The sequence below is a fragment of the Pseudomonas kribbensis genome (assembly GCF_003352185.1).
Lineage (GTDB): Bacteria > Pseudomonadota > Gammaproteobacteria > Pseudomonadales > Pseudomonadaceae > Aquipseudomonas > Aquipseudomonas kribbensis.
Genome location: NZ_CP029608.1, coordinates 5,639,090 through 5,658,909 on the forward strand (window position 1 = coordinate 5,639,090; position 19,820 = coordinate 5,658,909).

At 55.8% G+C, this 19,820-nt stretch carries 21 protein-coding genes; all 21 read right to left on the bottom strand.

The window, feature by feature from the left end; all coding sequences use genetic code 11:
- Nucleotides 1-5 precede the first annotated feature (5 nt).
- The 21 genes from rpsN to rpoB all read right to left on the bottom strand — a co-directional run bounded on the left by rpsN (nucleotide 6) and on the right by rpoB (nucleotide 19,627).
- Nucleotides 6-311: a 30S ribosomal protein S14 gene (gene rpsN, locus DLD99_RS25825; RefSeq protein ID WP_003228726.1), complete on the bottom strand. Its 306-nt coding sequence runs from the start codon at nucleotides 309-311 to the stop codon at nucleotides 6-8.
- A 13-nt stretch (nucleotides 312-324) separates the two neighbouring features.
- Nucleotides 325-864 (bottom strand): 50S ribosomal protein L5, encoded by a 540-nt coding sequence (gene rplE / locus DLD99_RS25830; RefSeq protein ID WP_003210069.1) that lies wholly within the window; start codon nucleotides 862-864, stop codon nucleotides 325-327.
- A 20-nt stretch (nucleotides 865-884) separates the two neighbouring features.
- Entirely contained in the window at nucleotides 885-1,199 is a 315-nt protein-coding gene (gene rplX, locus DLD99_RS25835; RefSeq protein WP_003186046.1) for a 50S ribosomal protein L24, read from the bottom strand.
- 11 nt (nucleotides 1,200-1,210) lie between these two features.
- Nucleotides 1,211-1,579, bottom strand: a complete 369-nt coding sequence (gene rplN / locus DLD99_RS25840; protein WP_002555479.1) for a 50S ribosomal protein L14 — start codon at nucleotides 1,577-1,579, stop codon at nucleotides 1,211-1,213.
- A 23-nt stretch (nucleotides 1,580-1,602) separates the two neighbouring features.
- Nucleotides 1,603-1,869 carry a 30S ribosomal protein S17 gene (gene rpsQ, locus DLD99_RS25845; RefSeq protein ID WP_003194644.1) on the bottom strand — a complete coding sequence of 89 codons (267 nt, stop codon included), beginning with the start codon at nucleotides 1,867-1,869 and terminating at the stop codon, nucleotides 1,603-1,605.
- A 2-nt stretch (nucleotides 1,870-1,871) separates the two neighbouring features.
- Nucleotides 1,872-2,063 carry a 50S ribosomal protein L29 gene (gene rpmC / locus DLD99_RS25850; protein ID WP_002555481.1) on the bottom strand — a complete coding sequence of 64 codons (192 nt, stop codon included), beginning with the start codon at nucleotides 2,061-2,063 and terminating at the stop codon, nucleotides 1,872-1,874.
- The gene (gene rplP / locus DLD99_RS25855; protein WP_003228729.1) at nucleotides 2,063-2,476 is read right to left on the bottom strand and encodes a 50S ribosomal protein L16; all 414 of its coding nucleotides are present in this window, start codon (nucleotides 2,474-2,476) and stop codon (nucleotides 2,063-2,065) included. The genes rpmC and rplP overlap by 1 nt, the downstream gene beginning before the upstream one ends.
- Before the next feature lie 12 nt (nucleotides 2,477-2,488).
- Nucleotides 2,489-3,175 (bottom strand): 30S ribosomal protein S3, encoded by a 687-nt coding sequence (rpsC, locus tag DLD99_RS25860; protein WP_085688068.1) that lies wholly within the window; start codon nucleotides 3,173-3,175, stop codon nucleotides 2,489-2,491.
- A 13-nt stretch (nucleotides 3,176-3,188) separates the two neighbouring features.
- Nucleotides 3,189-3,521: a 50S ribosomal protein L22 gene (gene rplV / locus DLD99_RS25865; RefSeq protein WP_003103908.1), complete on the bottom strand. Its 333-nt coding sequence runs from the start codon at nucleotides 3,519-3,521 to the stop codon at nucleotides 3,189-3,191.
- Between the two features lie 11 nt (nucleotides 3,522-3,532).
- Nucleotides 3,533-3,808, bottom strand: coding sequence for a 30S ribosomal protein S19 (rpsS, locus tag DLD99_RS25870; RefSeq protein WP_011336172.1), 276 nt, complete (start codon nucleotides 3,806-3,808; stop codon nucleotides 3,533-3,535).
- A 16-nt stretch (nucleotides 3,809-3,824) separates the two neighbouring features.
- Complete coding sequence (gene rplB / locus DLD99_RS25875) at nucleotides 3,825-4,649, bottom strand: 50S ribosomal protein L2 (RefSeq protein WP_016772943.1); 825 nt, start codon at nucleotides 4,647-4,649, stop codon at nucleotides 3,825-3,827.
- Between the two features lie 14 nt (nucleotides 4,650-4,663).
- Complete coding sequence (gene rplW / locus DLD99_RS25880) at nucleotides 4,664-4,963, bottom strand: 50S ribosomal protein L23 (protein ID WP_002555488.1); 300 nt, start codon at nucleotides 4,961-4,963, stop codon at nucleotides 4,664-4,666.
- Nucleotides 4,960-5,562 (bottom strand): 50S ribosomal protein L4, encoded by a 603-nt coding sequence (rplD, locus tag DLD99_RS25885; RefSeq protein ID WP_003228735.1) that lies wholly within the window; start codon nucleotides 5,560-5,562, stop codon nucleotides 4,960-4,962. Before rplD ends, rplW begins: the two co-directional genes overlap by 4 nt.
- A gap of 12 nt (nucleotides 5,563-5,574) precedes the next feature.
- On the bottom strand, nucleotides 5,575-6,210 hold the full coding sequence (rplC, locus tag DLD99_RS25890) for a 50S ribosomal protein L3 (RefSeq protein WP_007955641.1): 636 nt from the start codon (nucleotides 6,208-6,210) through the stop codon (nucleotides 5,575-5,577).
- Between the two features lie 80 nt (nucleotides 6,211-6,290).
- The gene (gene rpsJ, locus DLD99_RS25895; RefSeq protein ID WP_003186070.1) at nucleotides 6,291-6,602 is read right to left on the bottom strand and encodes a 30S ribosomal protein S10; all 312 of its coding nucleotides are present in this window, start codon (nucleotides 6,600-6,602) and stop codon (nucleotides 6,291-6,293) included.
- Between the two features lie 157 nt (nucleotides 6,603-6,759).
- Entirely contained in the window at nucleotides 6,760-7,953 is a 1,194-nt protein-coding gene (tuf, locus tag DLD99_RS25900; protein ID WP_010220303.1) for an elongation factor Tu, read from the bottom strand.
- Between the two features lie 31 nt (nucleotides 7,954-7,984).
- Nucleotides 7,985-10,090: an elongation factor G gene (gene fusA, locus DLD99_RS25905; protein ID WP_085712351.1), complete on the bottom strand. Its 2,106-nt coding sequence runs from the start codon at nucleotides 10,088-10,090 to the stop codon at nucleotides 7,985-7,987.
- 30 nt (nucleotides 10,091-10,120) lie between these two features.
- Nucleotides 10,121-10,594 (bottom strand): 30S ribosomal protein S7, encoded by a 474-nt coding sequence (gene rpsG, locus DLD99_RS25910; protein WP_007957592.1) that lies wholly within the window; start codon nucleotides 10,592-10,594, stop codon nucleotides 10,121-10,123.
- 109 nt (nucleotides 10,595-10,703) lie between these two features.
- Entirely contained in the window at nucleotides 10,704-11,075 is a 372-nt protein-coding gene (gene rpsL / locus DLD99_RS25915; protein ID WP_003186084.1) for a 30S ribosomal protein S12, read from the bottom strand.
- 215 nt (nucleotides 11,076-11,290) lie between these two features.
- Entirely contained in the window at nucleotides 11,291-15,490 is a 4,200-nt protein-coding gene (gene rpoC / locus DLD99_RS25920; protein ID WP_085712352.1) for a DNA-directed RNA polymerase subunit beta', read from the bottom strand.
- A gap of 63 nt (nucleotides 15,491-15,553) precedes the next feature.
- Nucleotides 15,554-19,627 carry a DNA-directed RNA polymerase subunit beta gene (gene rpoB / locus DLD99_RS25925; protein ID WP_085712353.1) on the bottom strand — a complete coding sequence of 1,358 codons (4,074 nt, stop codon included), beginning with the start codon at nucleotides 19,625-19,627 and terminating at the stop codon, nucleotides 15,554-15,556.
- Nucleotides 19,628-19,820: the final 193 nt, after the last annotated feature.

A 19,820-nucleotide genomic window follows, 5' to 3' on the forward strand; every position in this document is an offset into this window, starting at 1 on the left:
AGCAATTACCAGCTGGCTTTAACCAGACCTGGAACGTCACCACGCATTGCAGCTTCACGCAGCTTGTTACGGCCCAGGCCGAACTTGCGGTAAACGCCGTGCGGACGACCAGTCAGGCGGCAGCGGTTACGCATGCGCGAAGCGCTTGCGTCACGTGGCTGCTTCTGCAGAGCTACGGTAGCTTCCCAACGCGCTTCTGGACTTGCGTTCAGATCAACGATGATAGCTTTCAGCGCTGCACGCTTGGTGGCGTACTTGGCAACGGTGAGCTGACGCTTCAGCTCACGGTTTTTCATGCTCTTCTTGGCCATTTTCCTACTCCAATCAGTTGCGGAACGGGAATTTGAAAGCACGCAGCAGAGCGCGGCCTTCGTCATCGTTCTTGGCAGTGGTGGTCAGGGTAATGTCCAGACCGCGGAGAGCATCGATCTTGTCGTAGTCGATTTCCGGGAAAATGATCTGCTCTTTCACGCCCATGCTGTAGTTGCCACGACCATCGAAGGACTTGGCATTCAGGCCGCGGAAGTCGCGAACCCGAGGCAGGGAGATCGACAGCAGACGATCCAGGAATTCGTACATACGCTCACGGCGCAGGGTCACTTTGACGCCGATCGGCCAACCTTCACGGACTTTAAAGCCAGCGATGGATTTGCGAGCGTAGGTCACAACGACTTTCTGGCCGGTGATCTTTTCCAGGTCAGCAACAGCGTGCTCGATGACTTTTTTGTCGCCGATCGCTTCGCCCAGACCCATGTTCAGGGTGATTTTGGTAACGCGCGGAACTTCCATCACGTTCGAAAGCTTAAGTTCTTCCTTAAGTTTCGGTGCGATTTCCTTCCGGTAAATCTCTTTTAGTCGTGCCATGGTCTTCTACCTAGCAGTGTTCAAGCATCAACCGCTTTTTGGGTCGACTTGAAGACACGAATTTTCTTACCGTCTTCTACTTTGAAACCAACGCGGTCAGCCTTGTTGGTTTCGCCGTTGAAGATGGCGACGTTGGAAGCGTGCAGTGGCGCTTCTTTCTCGACGATACCGCCCTGTACGCCCGACATCGGGTTAGGCTTGGTATGACGCTTGACCAGGTTCAGACCACCAACAACCAGACGGTTGTCAGCAAGAACCTTCAGCACCTTACCGCGCTTACCTTTGTCTTTGCCGGCGATCACGATGATCTCGTCGTCACGACGAATCTTTTGCATGTCGGATCTCCTTACAGCACTTCTGGGGCGAGCGAGACGATCTTCATGAACTTCTCAGTACGAAGTTCACGGGTCACTGGCCCAAAGATACGGGTGCCGATCGGCTCTTGCTTGTTGTTCAGAAGAACAGCAGCGTTGCCATCAAAGCGGATAATGGAGCCATCAGCACGACGCACGCCGTGACGAGTGCGGACTACAACAGCAGTCATCACCTGGCCTTTTTTCACTTTACCGCGAGGAATTGCTTCCTTCACGGTAACTTTGATGATGTCACCGATACCAGCGTAACGACGATGGGAGCCACCCAGCACCTTGATGCACATAACGCGGCGAGCGCCGCTGTTATCGGCCACATCGAGCATGGATTGAGTCTGAATCATATAATTTCTCCGACCCCTAGCCCTTAGACTTCCACAGCGCGTTCGAGAACATCAACCAGCGCCCAAGACTTGGTCTTGGCCATCGGACGAGTTTCACGAATAGTGACTTTGTCGCCGATGTGGCACTGATTGGTTTCGTCGTGCGCGTGCAGCTTAGTCGAACGCTTAACGTATTTACCGTAGATCGGGTGCTTAACGCGACGCTCGATCAGAACGGTGATGGTTTTGTCCATCTTGTCGCTGACAACACGGCCAGTCAGCGTACGGACAGTTTTTTCGGCTTCAGCCATGATCACTTACCTGCCTGCTGGTTGAGCACAGTCTTCACGCGAGCGATGTCACGCTTAACTTGCGAGAGCAGATGAGACTGCCCCAACTGGCCAGTTGCTTTCTGCATGCGCAGATTGAACTGGTCGCGCAGCAAGCCGAGCAGTTGCTCGTTCAGCTGCTGTGCGGATTTTTCACGAAGTTCATTCGCTTTCATCACATCACCGTCCGTTTAACAAAGGAGGTGGCGAGCGGCAGCTTTGCAGCAGCCAGGGCGAAAGCCTCACGCGCCAGCTCTTCAGAAACACCCTCGATTTCATACAGGACTTTGCCTGGCTGAATCTGGGCAACCCAGTATTCCACGTTACCCTTACCTTTACCCATACGAACCTCGAGAGGCTTCTTGGAGATCGGCTTGTCCGGGAATACACGGATCCAGATCTTGCCACCACGTTTTACGTGACGGGTCAGAGCACGACGCGCTGACTCGATCTGACGAGCGGTGAGACGACCACGAGCAACAGACTTCAGCGCGAACTCGCCGAAGCTGACTTTGCTACCGCGCAGTGCCAGACCACGGTTGTGGCCGGTCATCTGCTTGCGGAACTTCGTACGCTTTGGTTGCAACATTTGGCGTACCCCTTACTTAGCAGCTTTTTTACGAGGCGCTGGTGCTTGTGGTTTCAGTTCTTCTTGGCGACCACCAATTACTTCGCCTTTGAAGATCCAAACCTTTACACCGATCACACCGTAGGTGGTGTGAGCTTCGTAGGTGGCATAGTCGATATCGGCACGCAGGGTGTGCAGTGGCACACGACCTTCGCGATACCATTCAGTACGTGCGATTTCAGCACCGCCGAGACGACCGCTCACTTGGATTTTGATGCCTTTGGCACCAATGCGCATGGCGTTCTGTACGGCGCGCTTCATGGCGCGACGGAACATCACACGACGCTCCAGCTGCTGAGCTACGCTCTGGGCAACCAGCATACCGTCGAGTTCCGGCTTGCGGATCTCTTCGATATTGATGTGCACAGGCACACCCATTTGCTTGGTCAGGTCCTGACGCAGTTTTTCAACATCTTCACCTTTCTTCCCGATAACGATACCTGGACGAGCGGTGTGGATGGTGATGCGTGCAGTTTGAGCCGGACGATGGATATCGATACGGCTTACGGACGCGCTTTTTAGTTTGTCTTGGAGATACTCACGCACCTTCAGATCTGCGAGCAAATAGTCCGCATAAGTCCGACCGTCTGCGTACCAGACGGAGGTGTGCTCCTTGACGATTCCCAGGCGAATGCCAATGGGATGTACTTTCTGACCCATCTCTTCGACTCCGTTACTTGTCAGCAACCTTGACAGTGATATGGCAAGACCGCTTGACGATGCGATCAGCACGGCCTTTGGCACGTGGCATGATGCGCTTCAGCGAACGCCCTTCGTTGACGAAAACGGTGCTGACCTTCAGGTCATCAACGTCTGCGCCTTCGTTATGCTCGGCGTTGGCTACGGCCGACTCCAGCACTTTTTTCATGATCTCGGCGGCTTTCTTACTGCTGAAAGCCAACAGGTTGAGCGCTTCGCCCACCTTCTTCCCGCGGATCTGGTCGGCGACCAAGCGGGCTTTCTGGGCGGAGATTCGAGCGCCCGACAACTTAGCGGCTACTTCCATTTCCTTACCCCTTAACGCTTGGCTTTCTTGTCTGCCACGTGCCCGCGATAGTTGCGGGTACCGGCGAACTCGCCCAGTTTGTGGCCGACCATGTCTTCGTTAACGAGAACTGGGACGTGCTGACGACCGTTGTGTACTGCGATGGTCAGACCGACCATTTGTGGCAGGATCATCGAACGGCGCGACCAAGTCTTAATTGGTTTGCGATCGTTCTTTTCCGCCGCCACTTCGATCTTCTTCAGTAGGTGAAGATCAATAAAAGGACCTTTTTTCAGAGAACGTGGCACTGTCGTATCCCTCTATTTACTTGCGACGACGGACGATCATTTTGTCGGTACGCTTATTACCACGAGTCTTCGCGCCCTTAGTCGGGAAGCCCCATGGCGATACCGGATGACGACCACCAGAGGTACGACCTTCACCACCACCATGTGGGTGGTCAACCGGGTTCATGGCAACACCACGAACGGTTGGGCGAACGCCACGCCAGCGCTTGGCACCAGCTTTACCCAGCGAACGCAGGCTGTGCTCGGAGTTCGAGACTTCGCCCAGGGTCGCACGGCACTCAGCCAGCACTTTACGCATTTCACCGGAACGCAGACGCAGGGTAACGTAGACACCTTCACGAGCGATCAGCTGAGCCGAAGCACCAGCGGAACGAGCGATCTGTGCACCTTTACCTGGCTTCAGTTCGATGCCGTGTACGGTAGAACCGACTGGAATGTTGCGCAGTTGCAGAGCGTTGCCTGGCTTGATTGGAGCCAGAGCGCCTGCGATCAGCTGGTCGCCAGCACTCACGCCTTTAGGGGCGATGATGTAGCGGCGTTCGCCGTCTGCGTAGCACAGCAGTGCGATGTGAGCAGTACGGTTTGGATCGTATTCGATACGCTCGACAGTGGCGACGATGCCATCTTTGTCGTTGCGACGAAAATCGACCATACGGTAATGCTGCTTATGACCACCACCGATGTGACGAGTGGTAATGCGGCCATTGTTGTTACGACCACCAGACTTCGATTTTTTCTCGAGCAGCGGTGCGTGAGGAGCGCCTTTATGCAGCTCCTGGTTGACCACCTTGACCACAAAACGGCGGCCAGGGGAAGTCGGTTTGCATTTAACGATTGCCATGATGCACCCCTTCCTTACTCAGCACTGCTGCTGAAATCGAGATCTTGGCCTGGCTGAAGGGAGATAACTGCCTTCTTCCAGTCATTACGCTTGCCCAGACCGCGAGCGGTGCGCTTGCTCTTACCCAGAACGTTCAGGGTAGTAACACGCTCAACTTTCACGCTGAACAGGCTTTCGACGGCCTTCTTGATTTCCAGCTTGGTTGCATCGGTAGCAACCTTGAAAACGAACTGGCCTTTCTTGTCTGCCAGAACCGTAGCCTTCTCGGAAACGTGCGGGCCAAGCAGAACTTTAAATACGCGTTCCTGGTTCATCCCAGCAGCTCCTCGAATTTCTTCACGGCCGACACGGTGATCAACACCTTGTCGTATGCGATCAGACTAACTGGATCGGAACCTTGCACGTCACGTACATCTACGTGTGGCAGGTTGCGAGCAGCCAGGTACAGGTTCTGATCAACAGCGTCAGACACGATCAGAACGTCGGTCAGGCTCATGTTGTTCAGTTTGCCCAGCAGGTCTTTGGTTTTCGGAGTTTCAACTGCGAAATCCTGAACCACGACCAGACGATCAGTACGCACCAGCTCAGCAAGGATGGAACGCATTGCTGCGCGGTACATCTTCTTGTTCAGCTTCTGGGAGTGATCCTGTGGACGAGCTGCGAAAGTGGTGCCGCCGCCGCGCCAGATTGGGCTGCGGATAGTACCGGCACGAGCACGGCCAGTACCTTTCTGACGCCATGGGCGCTTACCGCCACCACGAACGTCGGAACGGGTCTTTTGCTGCTTGCTACCTTGACGGCCGCCAGCCATGTAGGCCACGACTGCTTGGTGAACCAGCGTCTCGTTGAACTCGCCGCCAAATGTCAGTTCGGAAACTTCGATCGCTTGAGCGTCATTTACATTTAATTGCATGTCAGCTTCCCCTTAACCGCGAGCCTTGGCTGCTGGACGTACAACCAGGTTGCCGCCAGTAGCGCCAGGAACAGCACCCTTGACCAACAACAGATTGCGTTCAGCGTCCACGCGCACTACTTCCAGGGACTGCACGGTCACGCGCTCAGCGCCCATATGACCGGACATTTTTTTGCCCTTGAATACACGACCAGGAGTCTGGCACTGGCCGATAGAGCCTGGGACGCGGTGGGATACGGAGTTACCGTGGGTGTTATCTTGCCCGCGGAAATTCCAACGCTTGATCGTACCCTGGAAGCCTTTACCTTTGGACTGACCGGTTACATCAACCAGTTGACCAGCAGCGAAGATTTCAGCGTTGATCAGATCGCCGGCCTGGTACTCGCCTTCTTCAAGGCGGAATTCCATTACGGTACGACCAGCGGCTACGTTCGCCTTGGCGAAGTGGCCAGCCTGAGCAGCTGTAACACGGGAAGCACGACGCTCGCCGACAGTGACTTGCACTGCACGATAGCCATCGGTTTCTTCAGTTTTGAACTGGGTGACGCGATTCGGCTCGATCTCAATGACCGTGACCGGAATGGAGACACCTTCTTCGGTGAAAATACGGGTCATACCCGCTTTACGACCGACTACACCAATAGTCATGTTGTAAACCTCATGAGTGTACGGGGCTTTCACCCGCTATGGCCGCCCATTTCAGAGCGTTACACGACCAAGACCGAGTCTTAGCCGAGGCTGATCTGCACTTCCACACCGGCCGCAAGATCAAGCTTCATAAGAGCATCAACGGTTTTATCCGTTGGCTGGACGATGTCCAGAACGCGCTTATGAGTGCGGATTTCGTACTGGTCACGCGCGTCTTTGTTGACGTGCGGGGAAACCAGAACGGTGAACCGCTCTTTACGGGTAGGCAGTGGAATTGGACCACGCACTTGAGCACCAGTACGTTTCGCGGTTTCCACGATTTCCTGGGTTGATTGGTCGATCAGGCGATGGTCAAAAGCCTTCAACCTGATACGGATTTGCTGATTTTGCATTGGATTTCAGACTCCGGCTGCTATTCCCACCGGGCGCAATACGCCCGTTAAAAGGAGGCGCAATTCTATAGACGCCCCAGATAGGTGTCAACCCAATAAAAAAGCCCCCGCTAAGCGGGGGCTTTTTCAACTCATCGAAGCTATCTCAAAGAAGAGATTACTCGATGATTTTGGCTACGACGCCAGCGCCGACGGTACGACCGCCTTCACGGATAGCGAAACGCAGACCATCTTCCATCGCGATGGTTTTGATCAGGGTAACAGTCATCTGAATGTTGTCACCTGGCATTACCATTTCAACGCCTTCTGGCAGCTCGCAGTTACCAGTCACGTCAGTAGTACGGAAGTAGAACTGTGGACGGTAGCCTTTGAAGAACGGAGTGTGACGACCGCCTTCTTCCTTGCTCAGAACGTAAACTTCTGCGGTGAACTTGGTGTGCGGCTTAACCGAACCTGGCTTAACCAGAACCTGACCACGCTCAACGTCGTCACGCTTGGTACCACGCAGCAGAACGCCGCAGTTCTCGCCAGCACGACCTTCGTCCAGCAGCTTGCGGAACATCTCAACACCGGTGCAGGTGGTGGTGGTGGTGTCACGCAGACCAACGATTTCCAGGGCGTCCTGAACGCGGACGATACCACGCTCGATACGACCAGTTACCACGGTGCCACGACCCGAGATCGAGAACACGTCTTCGATTGGCATCAGGAATGGCTTGTCGATAGCACGCTCTGGCTCTGGGATGTAGCTGTCCAGAGTTTCCACCAGCTTCTTGACAGCGGTAGTGCCCATTTCGTTGTCGTCTTTGCCTTCCAGCGCCATACGAGCCGAACCGATGATGATCGGAGTGTCGTCGCCTGGGAAGTCGTAGGTGGACAGCAGGTCGCGAACTTCCATCTCAACCAGTTCCAGCAGCTCTGCGTCGTCTACCAGGTCAGCCTTGTTCAGGAAAACCACGATGTACGGAACGCCTACCTGACGGGACAGCAGGATGTGCTCACGAGTTTGTGGCATCGGACCATCGGCAGCCGAGCAAACCAGGATCGCGCCGTCCATCTGGGCAGCACCGGTGATCATGTTCTTCACGTAGTCAGCGTGACCTGGGCAGTCAACGTGAGCGTAGTGACGAATGTTCGAGTTGTACTCAACGTGCGCGGTGTTGATGGTGATACCGCGAGCTTTTTCTTCTGGAGCGCTGTCGATCTTGTCGAATTCAACTACGGCCGAACCGAAAACTTCGGAGCAGACGCGAGTCAGAGCAGCGGTCAGAGTGGTTTTACCGTGGTCAACGTGGCCGATGGTGCCAACGTTTACGTGCGGTAGGGAACGATCAAATTTTTCTTTAGCCACGACAATTAACTCCTAGCCTAAAGGGGCTGAATCAGCCTTGTTTTTTGGTAACGGATTCGACGATGTGCGACGGAGCCGTATCGTATTTTTTGAATTCCATAGAGTAGCTTGCGCGACCCTGAGACATGGAACGAACGTCGGTCGCATAACCGAACATCTCACCCAGTGGAACTTCGGCACGGATAACCTTGCCGGACACTGTGTCTTCCATACCCTGGATCATGCCGCGACGACGGTTAAGGTCGCCCATCACGTCACCCATATAGTCTTCAGGCGTAACAACCTCTACCGCCATGATCGGCTCGAGCAACTCACCACCGCCCTTCTGGGCCAGTTGCTTGGTCGCCATGGAGGCAGCCACTTTAAACGCCATCTCGTTGGAGTCGACGTCGTGGTAAGAACCATCGAACACGGTAGCCTTCAGGCCGATCAGCGGATAGCCGGCAACAACGCCGTTCTTCATCTGCTCTTCGATACCCTTCTGGATAGCCGGGATGTATTCCTTAGGAACCACACCACCTACTACTTCGTTCAGGAATTGCAGACCCTCCTGACCTTCGTCAGCAGGAGCAAAGCGAATCCAGCAGTGACCGAACTGGCCACGACCACCGGACTGACGAACGAACTTGCCTTCGATTTCGCAGTTCTTCGTGATGCGCTCACGGTACGAAACTTGAGGCTTGCCGATGTTGGCTTCGACGTTGAACTCACGGCGCATCCGGTCAACCAGGATGTCCAGGTGCAGCTCGCCCATGCCGGAGATGATCGTTTGACCAGTCTCTTCATCAGTTTTAACGCGGAAAGACGGGTCTTCCTGAGCCAGCTTGCCCAGAGCGATACCCATTTTTTCCTGGTCATCCTTGGTCTTAGGCTCTACGGCAACCGAAATAACCGGCTCCGGGAAGTCCATGCGAACCAGGATGATTGGCTTGTCAGCGTTGCAGAGGGTTTCACCAGTGGTGACGTCCTTCATGCCGATCAGGGCCGCGATGTCGCCAGCGCGTACTTCCTTGATCTCTTCACGGGCGTTTGCGTGCATTTGCACCATACGACCCACGCGCTCTTTCTTGCCTTTGACCGAGTTGATCACGCCGTCGCCGGAGTTCAACACGCCCGAGTAAACGCGGACGAAGGTCAGAGTACCCACGAATGGGTCGGTAGCGATCTTGAACGCCAAAGCCGCGAACGGCTCGTCGTCACTTGCATGACGCTCCATCTCTTCTTCCTCGTTATCAGGGTTGGAACCCTTGATAGCAGGAATGTCGGTCGGAGCAGGCAGGAAGTCGATAACGGCGTCGAGAACCAGGGGAACACCCTTGTTCTTGAAGGACGAACCGCAAACAGCCAGAACGATTTCGCCAGCGATAGTACGCTGACGCAGAGCAGCCTTGATCTCGGCGATCGACAGCTCTTCACCTTCCAGGTACTTGTTCATCAGCTCTTCACTGGCTTCAGCCGCAGCTTCAACCATGTTGCTGCGCCATTCAGTGGCCAGCTCGAGCATGTCCGCAGGGATTTCCTTGCGAACAGGAACCATACCCTTGTCAGAGTCGTTCCAGTAAACAGCTTGCATGTTGATCAGGTCGATCTGGCCCTGGAAGTTGTCTTCCGAACCGATAGCCAGCTGGATCGGCACCGGAGTGTGACCCAGACGCTGTTTGATCTGACCGATCACGCGCAGGAAGTTGGCACCAGCACGGTCCATCTTGTTTACGTAAACAAGACGTGGAACGCCGTATTTGTTGGCTTGACGCCATACGGTTTCCGACTGAGGCTCAACACCCGAAGTACCGCAGAACACAACGACAGCGCCGTCGAGTACGCGCAGGGAACGTTCTACTTCAATAGTGAAGTCTACGTGGCCCGGGGTATCGATTACGTTGAAGCGATGCTCGTGCGGGTACTGCTTCTCGGAACCTTTCCAGAAGGCGGTAATGGCAGCAGAAGTAATGGTAATACCACGCTCCTGCTCCTGAACCATCCAGTCTGTGGTCGCGGCGCCGTCATGCACCTCGCCCATTTTGTGACTTTTGCCAGTGTAAAAAAGGACGCGCTCGGTGGTGGTGGTTTTACCAGCATCCACGTGAGCGACGATACCGATGTTACGGTAGCGACTAATCGGAGTAGTACGAGCCATAAAGCCCTCGCAAAATTAGTGAAGCTAAAATTAGAAGCGGTAGTGCGAGAAAGCTTTGTTAGCTTCGGCCATACGGTGCACGTCTTCACGCTTCTTAACAGCAGCACCTTTACCTTCAGCAGCATCCAGCAGCTCGCCAGCCAAGCGCAGAGCCATAGACTTCTCGCCACGCTTGCGGGCGAAGTCTACCAACCAGCGCATTGCCAGAGCGTTACGACGGGACGGACGAACTTCGACCGGAACCTGGTAAGTAGCACCACCAACGCGGCGCGACTTCACTTCGACCAGCGGAGCGATGGCGTCGAGTGCTTTTTCGAAGAGTTCCAGGGGATCGGTGCCGGTCTTGCGAGCCGCAACGGTTTCCAGGGCACCATAAACGATACGCTCGGCAACGGCTTTCTTGCCGCTTTCCATAACGTGGTTCATGAATTTGGCGAGGATTTGGCTTCCGTATTTCGGATCGTCCAGAATCTCACGCTTTGCTGCTACGCGACGTCTTGGCATTGATAAGCCCTCAAACGGTCTTCAGGTTAGTTCGGGACAGATCCTTGAGGATTCGCGCCCGACCTTACTCTTATCGACTCAATAAAATGAAAATCTGCAAAACGGCCGATTACTTCGGACGCTTGGTACCGTACTTCGAACGACCCTGGTTACGGCCTTTAACGCCGGAAGTATCCAAGGAGCCGCGAACGGTGTGGTAACGAACACCTGGCAAGTCTTTTACACGACCGCCGCGGATCAGTACCACGCTGTGCTCTTGCAGGTTGTGGCCTTCACCACCGATGTACGAGGAAACCTCGAAACCGTTGGTCAGACGCACACGGCATACTTTACGCAGTGCCGAGTTAGGTTTTTTCGGCGTAGTGGTGTACACACGGGTGCACACGCCACGACGTTGCGGGCAGTTCTGCAGCGCAGGCACGTCGGATTTCTCGACGATACGCTTACGCGGCTGACGTACCAGCTGGTTGATAGTTGCCATCTACTAGCTCCACTGTTGTCTTGCGACGCTATTGTCTTGCAAGAAAAGCAAAATGGCAGGAACGGATTCCCGCCAAATTTAGGGGATCAAGAGTCTAAAGAGGATCTTGTCCCCAGTCAAGGCAAGGCCCCGACCTCCCCGCTCGTCGAACCTCGACAAATTGTCTCGATTCGATGAACGGTTAGATCAGGGCCTCAGCTCATTTATCGCAGAACTCAGTTACCGCTCGAGTTCAGCGCTTCGGTCAGTGCAGCTTCCACTTCACTGGCGCTTACGCGCAACGGCTTGTCTGCATCACGGCGACGCTTGCGCTCGCTGTGATAAGCCAGACCGGTACCGGCCGGGATCAGACGACCCACAACCACGTTTTCTTTCAGGCCGCGCAGGTAATCGCGCTTGCCGGTTACGGCCGCTTCGGTCAGTACGCGGGTGGTTTCCTGGAAGGAAGCCGCCGAGATGAACGATTCGGTCGACAACGACGCCTTGGTGATACCCAGCAGAACGCGGGTGAACTTGGAGACAAACTTGTCTTCCGCGTTCAGACGCTCGTTCTCTACCAGGACGTGAGTCAGTTCCATCTGGTCGCCCTTGATGAAGCTGGAGTCGCCGGACTCGGAGATCTCAACTTTACGCAGCATCTGACGCAGGATGGTCTCGATGTGCTTGTCGTTGATCTTCACGCCCTGCAGACGGTAAACGTCCTGGATCTCGTTAACGATGTACTTGGCCAGCGCGCTCACACCCAGCAGACGCAGGATGTCGTGCGGATCGCTCGGACCGTCGGAGATAACTTCGCCGCGGTTTACCTGTTCGCCTTCGAACACGTTCAGGTGACGCCACTTCGGAATCAGCTCTTCGTACGGATCGCTACCGTCGTTCGGGGTGATGACCAGACGGCGCTTGCCCTTGGTCTCTTTACCGAACGCGATGGTGCCGCTGACTTCAGCCAGAATCGACGCTTCTTTCGGACGACGGGCTTCGAACAGGTCGGCAACACGCGGCAGACCACCGGTGATGTCACGGGTCTTCGAAGTTTCCTGCGGGATACGAGCGATAACATCACCGATCGCAATCTTCGCACCGTCCGCAACACCGACCAGGGCGTTGGCTGGCAGGAAGTACTGAGCGATAACGTCAGTGCCTGGCAGCAACAGATCCTTGCCGTTGTCATCGACCATCTTCACAGCAGGACGAATGTCCTTGCCGGCAGCTGGACGATCTTTCGGATCAAGTACTTCAATGTTGGTCATACCGGTCAATTCGTCAGTCTGACGCTTGATCGTGATGCCTTCTTCCATGCCCACGTAGGTCACGGTACCTTTCATTTCGGTAACGATCGGGTGAGTGTGCGGATCCCACTTGGCCACGATGGCGCCAGCGTCGACCTTGTCACCTTCTTTAACCGAAATCACAGCACCGTACGGCAGCTTGTAACGCTCGCGCTCACGACCGAAGTCGTCAGCAATCGCCAGCTCACCGGAACGGGACACGGCAACCAGGTTGCCGTCCACACGCTCAACGTGCTTCAGGTTGTGCAGACGGACGGTACCGCCGTTCTTCACCTGAACGCTGTCGGCTGCAGAAGTACGGCTTGCCGCACCACCGATGTGGAACGTACGCATCGTCAGCTGGGTACCCGGCTCACCGATGGACTGGGCAGCGATTACGCCGACCGACTCACCGATGTTCACCTGGTGACCACGAGCCAGGTCACGGCCGTAGCACTTGGCGCAGATGCCGTAGCGGGTTTCGCAGCTGATCGGCGAACGCACGATCACTTCGTCGATGCTGTTCAGCTCGATGAACTCGACCCACTTCTCGTCTACCAGAGTGCCGGCAGGAACGATGACGTCCTCGGTACCCGGCTTGAATACGTCACGGGCAATGACACGACCCAATACGCGCTCACCCAGCGGCTCTACAACGTCACCGCCTTCAATGTGCGGAGTCATTACCAGGCCGTGCTCGGTGCCGCAATCGATCTCGGTCACGACCAGATCCTGCGCCACGTCTACCAGACGACGAGTCAGGTAACCGGAGTTCGCGGTTTTCAACGCGGTATCCGCCAGACCCTTACGAGCACCGTGAGTCGAGATGAAGTACTGGAGTACGCTCAGACCTTCACGGAAGTTCGCGGTAATTGGCGTTTCGATGATGGAACCGTCCGGCTTGGCCATCAGACCACGCATACCGGCCAGCTGACGAATCTGTGCTGCGGAACCCCGCGCACCCGAGTCGGCCATCATGTACATCGAGTTGAACGATTCCTGCTCGACTTCGTCGCCGTGACGGTCGATGACTTTCTCTTTCGAGAGGTTGGCCATCATCGCCTTGGAGACTTCGTCGTTCGCTTTCGACCAAAGGTCGATCACTTTGTTGTACTTCTCGCCCTGGGTTACCAGGCCCGACGCGTACTGGCTCTCGATCTCTTTCACTTCGTCGGTGGCAGCACCGATGATGCGGGCTTTTTCATCCGGGATAACGAAGTCGTTAACACCGATGGAAACGCCGGAAATGGTCGAGTAGGCAAAACCGGTGTACATCAACTGGTCAGCGAAGATCACGGTCTCTTTCAGACCAACCACGCGGTAGCACTGGTTGATCAGCTTGGAGATCGCCTTTTTCTTCATCGGCAGGTTGACGACGTCGAACGACAGACCTTTTGGCACAACCTGGAACAGCAGCGCACGGCCGACAGTGGTGTCGACGATACGGGTGTTGTTCACGCTGTTGCCGTCACGATCGTTCACGGTTTCGTTGATACGAACCTTGATCTTGGCGTGCAGTGCGGCTTCGCCGGCACGGAACACACGGTCAACTTCCTGCAGATCCGCGAACACACGACCTTCGCCCTTGGCGTTGATCGCTTCACGAGTCATGTAGTACAGACCCAATACAACGTCCTGCGACGGAACGATGATTGGCTCACCGTTGGCTGGCGACAGAATGTTGTTGGTCGACATCATCAACGCACGCGCTTCGAGCTGGGCTTCCAGCGTCAGCGGTACGTGCACGGCCATTTGGTCGCCGTCGAAGTCGGCGTTGTACGCAGCACAGACCAGAGGGTGCAGCTGGATAGCCTTACCTTCGATCAGTACCGGTTCAAAAGCCTGGATACCCAGACGGTGAAGGGTCGGTGCACGGTTGAGAAGAACCGGGTGTTCGCGAATCACTTCAGCGAGAACGTCCCAAACTTCCGGCAGCTCGCGCTCGACCATTTTCTTGGCCGCTTTGATGGTGGTCGCCAGACCACGCATTTCCAGCTTGCCGAAAATGAACGGTTTGAACAGCTCGAGAGCCATTTTCTTCGGCAGACCGCACTGGTGCAGACGCAGGGTCGGGCCTACGGTAATTACCGAACGACCGGAGTAGTCAACACGCTTACCGAGCAAGTTCTGACGGAAACGACCCTGCTTACCCTTGATCATGTCAGCCAGGGATTTCAGAGGACGCTTGTTCGAACCAGTGATAGCGCGGCCACGACGACCGTTGTCGAGCAGTGCGTCGACAGCTTCCTGCAACATACGCTTTTCGTTGCGCACGATGATGTCCGGAGCGGACAGATCCAGCAGGCGCTTCAAACGGTTGTTACGGTTGATCACTCGACGATACAGATCGTTGAGGTCGGAAGTCGCGAAACGACCGCCATCCAGCGGAACCAGTGGACGCAGATCTGGCGGCAGAACCGGCAGAACGGTCAGCACCATCCACTCTGGCAGGTTGCCGGAACCCTGGAAGGCTTCCATCAACTTCAGACGCTTGGACAGCTTCTTGATCTTGGTTTCGGAGTTGGTTTGCGGAATCTCTTCACGCAGACGGCCAATCTCGTGCTCCAGGTCGATAGCGTGCAGCAGTTCACGGACAGCTTCAGCACCCATGCGGGCGTCGAAATCGTCACCGAACTCTTCCAGCGCTTCGAAGTACTGCTCGTCGTTCAGCAGCTGACCTTTTTCAAGAGTGGTCATGCCTGGATCGATAACGACATAGCTCTCGAAGTAGAGAACGCGTTCGATATCACGCAGGGTCATGTCCATCAGCAGGCCGATACGGGACGGCAGCGATTTCAGGAACCAGATGTGGGCAACCGGCGAAGCCAGTTCGATGTGCGCCATGCGCTCACGACGAACCTTGGCCAGTGCAACTTCAACGCCGCACTTCTCGCAGATCACACCACGGTGCTTCAAGCGCTTGTACTTACCGCACAGGCACTCGTAATCCTTTACCGGGCCAAAGATCTTGGCGCAGAACAGACCGTCACGCTCAGGTTTGAACGTACGGTAGTTGATGGTTTCCGGCTTTTTAACTTCACCGAACGACCACGAGCGGATCATCTCAGGCGAGGCCAATCCGATACGGATGGCGTCGAACTCTTCGACTTGACCCTGGTTTTTCAGCAAATTCAGTAGGTCTTTCAAGGCCTTTCCTCCTGGCGGAGCAGAGAGCGGGCAATCCTGCCCCGCTCTCGATCGCGTCACGTGTTATTCGGTTTCCAGATCGATATCGATGCCGAGGGAACGAATTTCCTTGATCAACACGTTGAAGGACTCGGGCATGCCCGGCTCCATACGGTGATCGCCGTCCACGATGTTTTTGTACATCTTGGTCCGGCCGTTCACATCGTCCGACTTCACTGTGAGCATTTCTTGCAGAGTGTAAGCAGCACCGTATGCTTCCAGTGCCCAGACCTCCATCTCCCCGAAACGCTGACCACCGAACTGCGCCTTACCACCCAGCGGCTGCTGGGTAACCAGGCTGTACGAACCGGTAGAACGCGCGTGCATCTTGTCGTCTACCAAGTGGTTCAGCTTCAGCATGTACATGTAGCCAACGGTAACTGGACGCTCGAACTTGTTGCCGGTACGGCCGTCGGTCAGCTGCATCTGGCCGCTTTCTGGCAGGTCCGCCAGTTTCAGCATGGCCTTGATTTCGCTTTCCTTGGCACCGTCGAACACTGGAGTGGCCATTGGAACGCCGCCACGCAGGTTCTTCGCCAGATCCAGGATTTCCTGATCGGAGAAGCTGTCCAGATCTTCGTTACGACCGCCGATCTGGTTGTAGATCTCGTCCAGGAAGGTACGCAGCTCAGCGACTTTGCGCTGCTCTTCGACCATCCGGTTGATCTTCTCGCCCAGACCTTTGGCCGCGAGGCCCAGGTGGGTTTCAAGGATCTGACCAACGTTCATACGCGAAGGTACGCCCAGCGGGTTGAGGACCACGTCGACCGGGGTGCCATTGGCATCGTGCGGCATGTCTTCAACCGGCATGATCACGGAGACCACACCCTTGTTACCGTGACGACCGGCCATCTTGTCGCCCGGCTGGATGCGACGACGGATTGCCAGGTAAACCTTGACGATCTTCAGCACGCCTGGAGCCAGGTCATCGCCCTGCTGCAGTTTGCGCTTCTTGTCTTCGAACTTGTCGTCCAGCAGACGGCGACGATCAACGATGTAGGCCTGAGCCTTCTCGAGCTGCTCGTTCAGAGCATCTTCAGCCATGCGCAGTTTGAACCACTGACCATGCTCAAGACCGTCGAGTACTTCGTCGGTGATGTCCTGACCTTTCTTCAGGCCCGCGCCGCCTTCAGCCTTGTGGCCTACCAGAGCGGAACGCAGACGTTCGAAGGTCGCGCCTTCAACGATGCGGAACTCTTCGTTCAGATCCTTGCGGATCTCGTCCAGCTGGGTCTTCTCGATCGACAGGGCACGAGCATCACGCTCAACGCCGTCACGGGTGAAGACCTGCACGTCGATGACAGTACCTTTGGTACCGGTAGGTACACGCAGGGAAGTGTCTTTAACGTCGCTGGCTTTTTCACCGAAGATCGCGCGCAGCAGTTTTTCTTCCGGAGTCAGCTGGGTCTCGCCTTTCGGAGTGACCTTACCAACCAGGATGTCGCCTGCGCCAACTTCAGCACCTACATAAACGATACCGGCTTCGTCCAGCTTGTTCAGTGCAGCTTCACCCACGTTCGGGATGTCCGCAGTGATTTCCTCTGGGCCAAGCTTGGTGTCACGGGCCACACAGGTCAGTTCCTGAATGTGGATCGTGGTGAAGCGGTCTTCCTGAACTACACGCTCGGACAGGCAGATGGAGTCTTCGAAGTTGAAGCCGTTCCATGCCATGAACGCGATGCGCATGTTCTGACCCAGAGCCAGTTCACCCATGTCGGTGGACGGGCCGTCGGCCATGATGTCGCTACGCTGAACGCGATCACCCTTGCTCACCAGCGGACGCTGGTTGATGCAGGTGTTCTGGTTCGAGCGGGTGTATTTGGTCAGGTTGTAGATGTCGACACCGGCTTCACCGGTTTCAACTTCGTCATCGGCAACACGAACCACGATACGGCTGGCATCAACGGAGTCGATCACGCCGCCACGACGAGCCACGACGCAAACGCCGGAGTCGCGAGCCACGTTACGCTCCATGCCGGTACCTACCAGCGGCTTGTCGGCACGCAGGGTTGGTACAGCCTGACGCTGCATGTTCGAACCCATCAACGCACGGTTGGCGTCGTCGTGCTCGAGGAACGGAATCAGCGACGCTGCAACCGAAACTACCTGCTTCGGCGAAACGTCCATCAAGGTGACTTCTTCAGGCGCCTTGACGGTGAATTCGTTCAGGTGACGTACGGCTACCAGTTCGTCGATCAGGACTTTCTGGTCGTTCATGGTCGCCGAAGCCTGCGCGATCACGTGATCGGCTTCTTCAATAGCGGACAGGAACACGATCTCGTCGGTAACCACACCCTCTTTCACCACACGGTACGGGCTCTCGAGGAAGCCGTACTGGTTGGTGCGAGCGTAAGCCGCCAGGGAGTTGATCAGACCGATGTTCGGACCTTCCGGCGTTTCGATCGGACAAACACGACCGTAGTGAGTCGGGTGTACGTCACGAACTTCGAAGCCCGCGCGCTCACGAGTCAGACCGCCAGGGCCGAGTGCGGAGACACGACGCTTGTGGGTAATCTCGGACAGCGGGTTGTTCTGGTCCATGAACTGCGACAGCTGGCTGGAACCGAAGAACTCTTTCACCGCCGCAGCCACTGGCTTGGCGTTGATCAGATCTTGCGGCATCAGGCCTTCGCTTTCAGCCATCGACAGACGCTCTTTGACCGCACGCTCAACACGTACCAGGCCAACGCGGAACTGGTTCTCGGCCATTTCGCCTACGCAGCGAACACGACGGTTACCCAGGTGGTCGATGTCGTCGACGATGCCTTTACCGTTACGGATGTCGACCAGAGTCTTCAGTACCGCGACGATGTCTTCCTTGCACAGCACGCCCGAACCTTCGATCTCGGTACGACCGATACGACGGTTGAACTTCATCCGGCCGACCGCAGACAGGTCATAGCGCTCAGGGCTGAAGAACAGGTTGTTGAACAGGGTTTCGGCAGCGTCTTTGGTTGGCGGCTCGCCTGGACGCATCATGCGATAGATTTCGACCAGCGCTTCCAATTGGTTGCTGGTGGAGTCGATCTTCAGAGTGTCAGAGACGAACGGACCGCAGTCGATATCGTTGGTGTATAGAGTTTCGATGCGAACGACGCCGGCCTTGGCGACTTTCGCCAGGACTTCAGTGGTCAGCTCGGTGTTGCACTCTGCCAGGATTTCGCCGGTTGCCGGATGCACGATGACCTTGGCGGTGGTGCGACCCAGGACGTAGTCCAGAGGCACGTCCAGCTCTTTGATCCCGGCTTTTTCCAGCTGGTTGATGTGACGGGCAGTGATACGACGACCCTGCTCGACAATTACCTTGCCTTTGTCATCCTGAATATCGAGAACAGCAACTTCACCGCGCAGACGCTGAGGTACCAGTTCCAGGCTCAGGGTCTCGCCCTTAACGTGGAATACGTTGGTGGTGTAGAAAGCGTCCAGCACTTCTTCGGTGGTATAGCCGAGCGCGCGCAGCAGTACCGAGGCCGGCAGCTTGCGACGACGGTCGATACGTACGAATACGCAGTCCTTCGGGTCGAACTCGAAGTCCAGCCAGGAACCGCGGTAAGGAATGATGCGCGCGGAGTACAGCAGTTTGCCGGAGCTGTGCGTCTTGCCACGGTCGTGGTCGAAGAACACGCCCGGGGAGCGGTGCAACTGGGAAACGATCACACGCTCGGTACCGTTGATTACGAAGGTACCGTTCTCAGTCATCAGGGGGATTTCACCCATGTAGACTTCTTGCTCTTTGATGTCCTTGATCGCTTTGTTCGACGATTCTTTGTCGAAAATGATCAGGCGCACTTTTACCCGCAAAGGTACGGCGAAAGTTACACCGCGCAATACGCATTCTTTGACATCAAATGCCGGTTCGCCCAGGCGATAACCGACGTACTCCAGCGCAGCATTGCCGGAGTAGCTGATGATCGGGAAAACGGATTTGAAGGCCGCATGCAGGCCCACGTCGCGGAACTGATCTTTAGTCGCTCCCGCTTGCAAGAATTCACGATACGAATCCAGCTGGATGGCCAGGAGGTAAGGCACATCCATGACGTCCGGCAACTTGCTAAAGTCCTTGCGGATACGTTTTTTCTCAGTATATGAGTAAGCCATCAGCGTTCCCCAGCTTGGTCACCTGCTTGTTTGGCCCCTCCCGACGGGAGCAGCCAGAAAATCGTGCAAACCCCATGGTTTGCGCCATCACATCGGATGGTTACAGCTCGTTATCGGCACCGACCGAGTCGGCTGCCAATAACGGAAAAAGGCCGGTGGCAAGAGCCACCAGCCATCAGCCTGTCGCTTGACG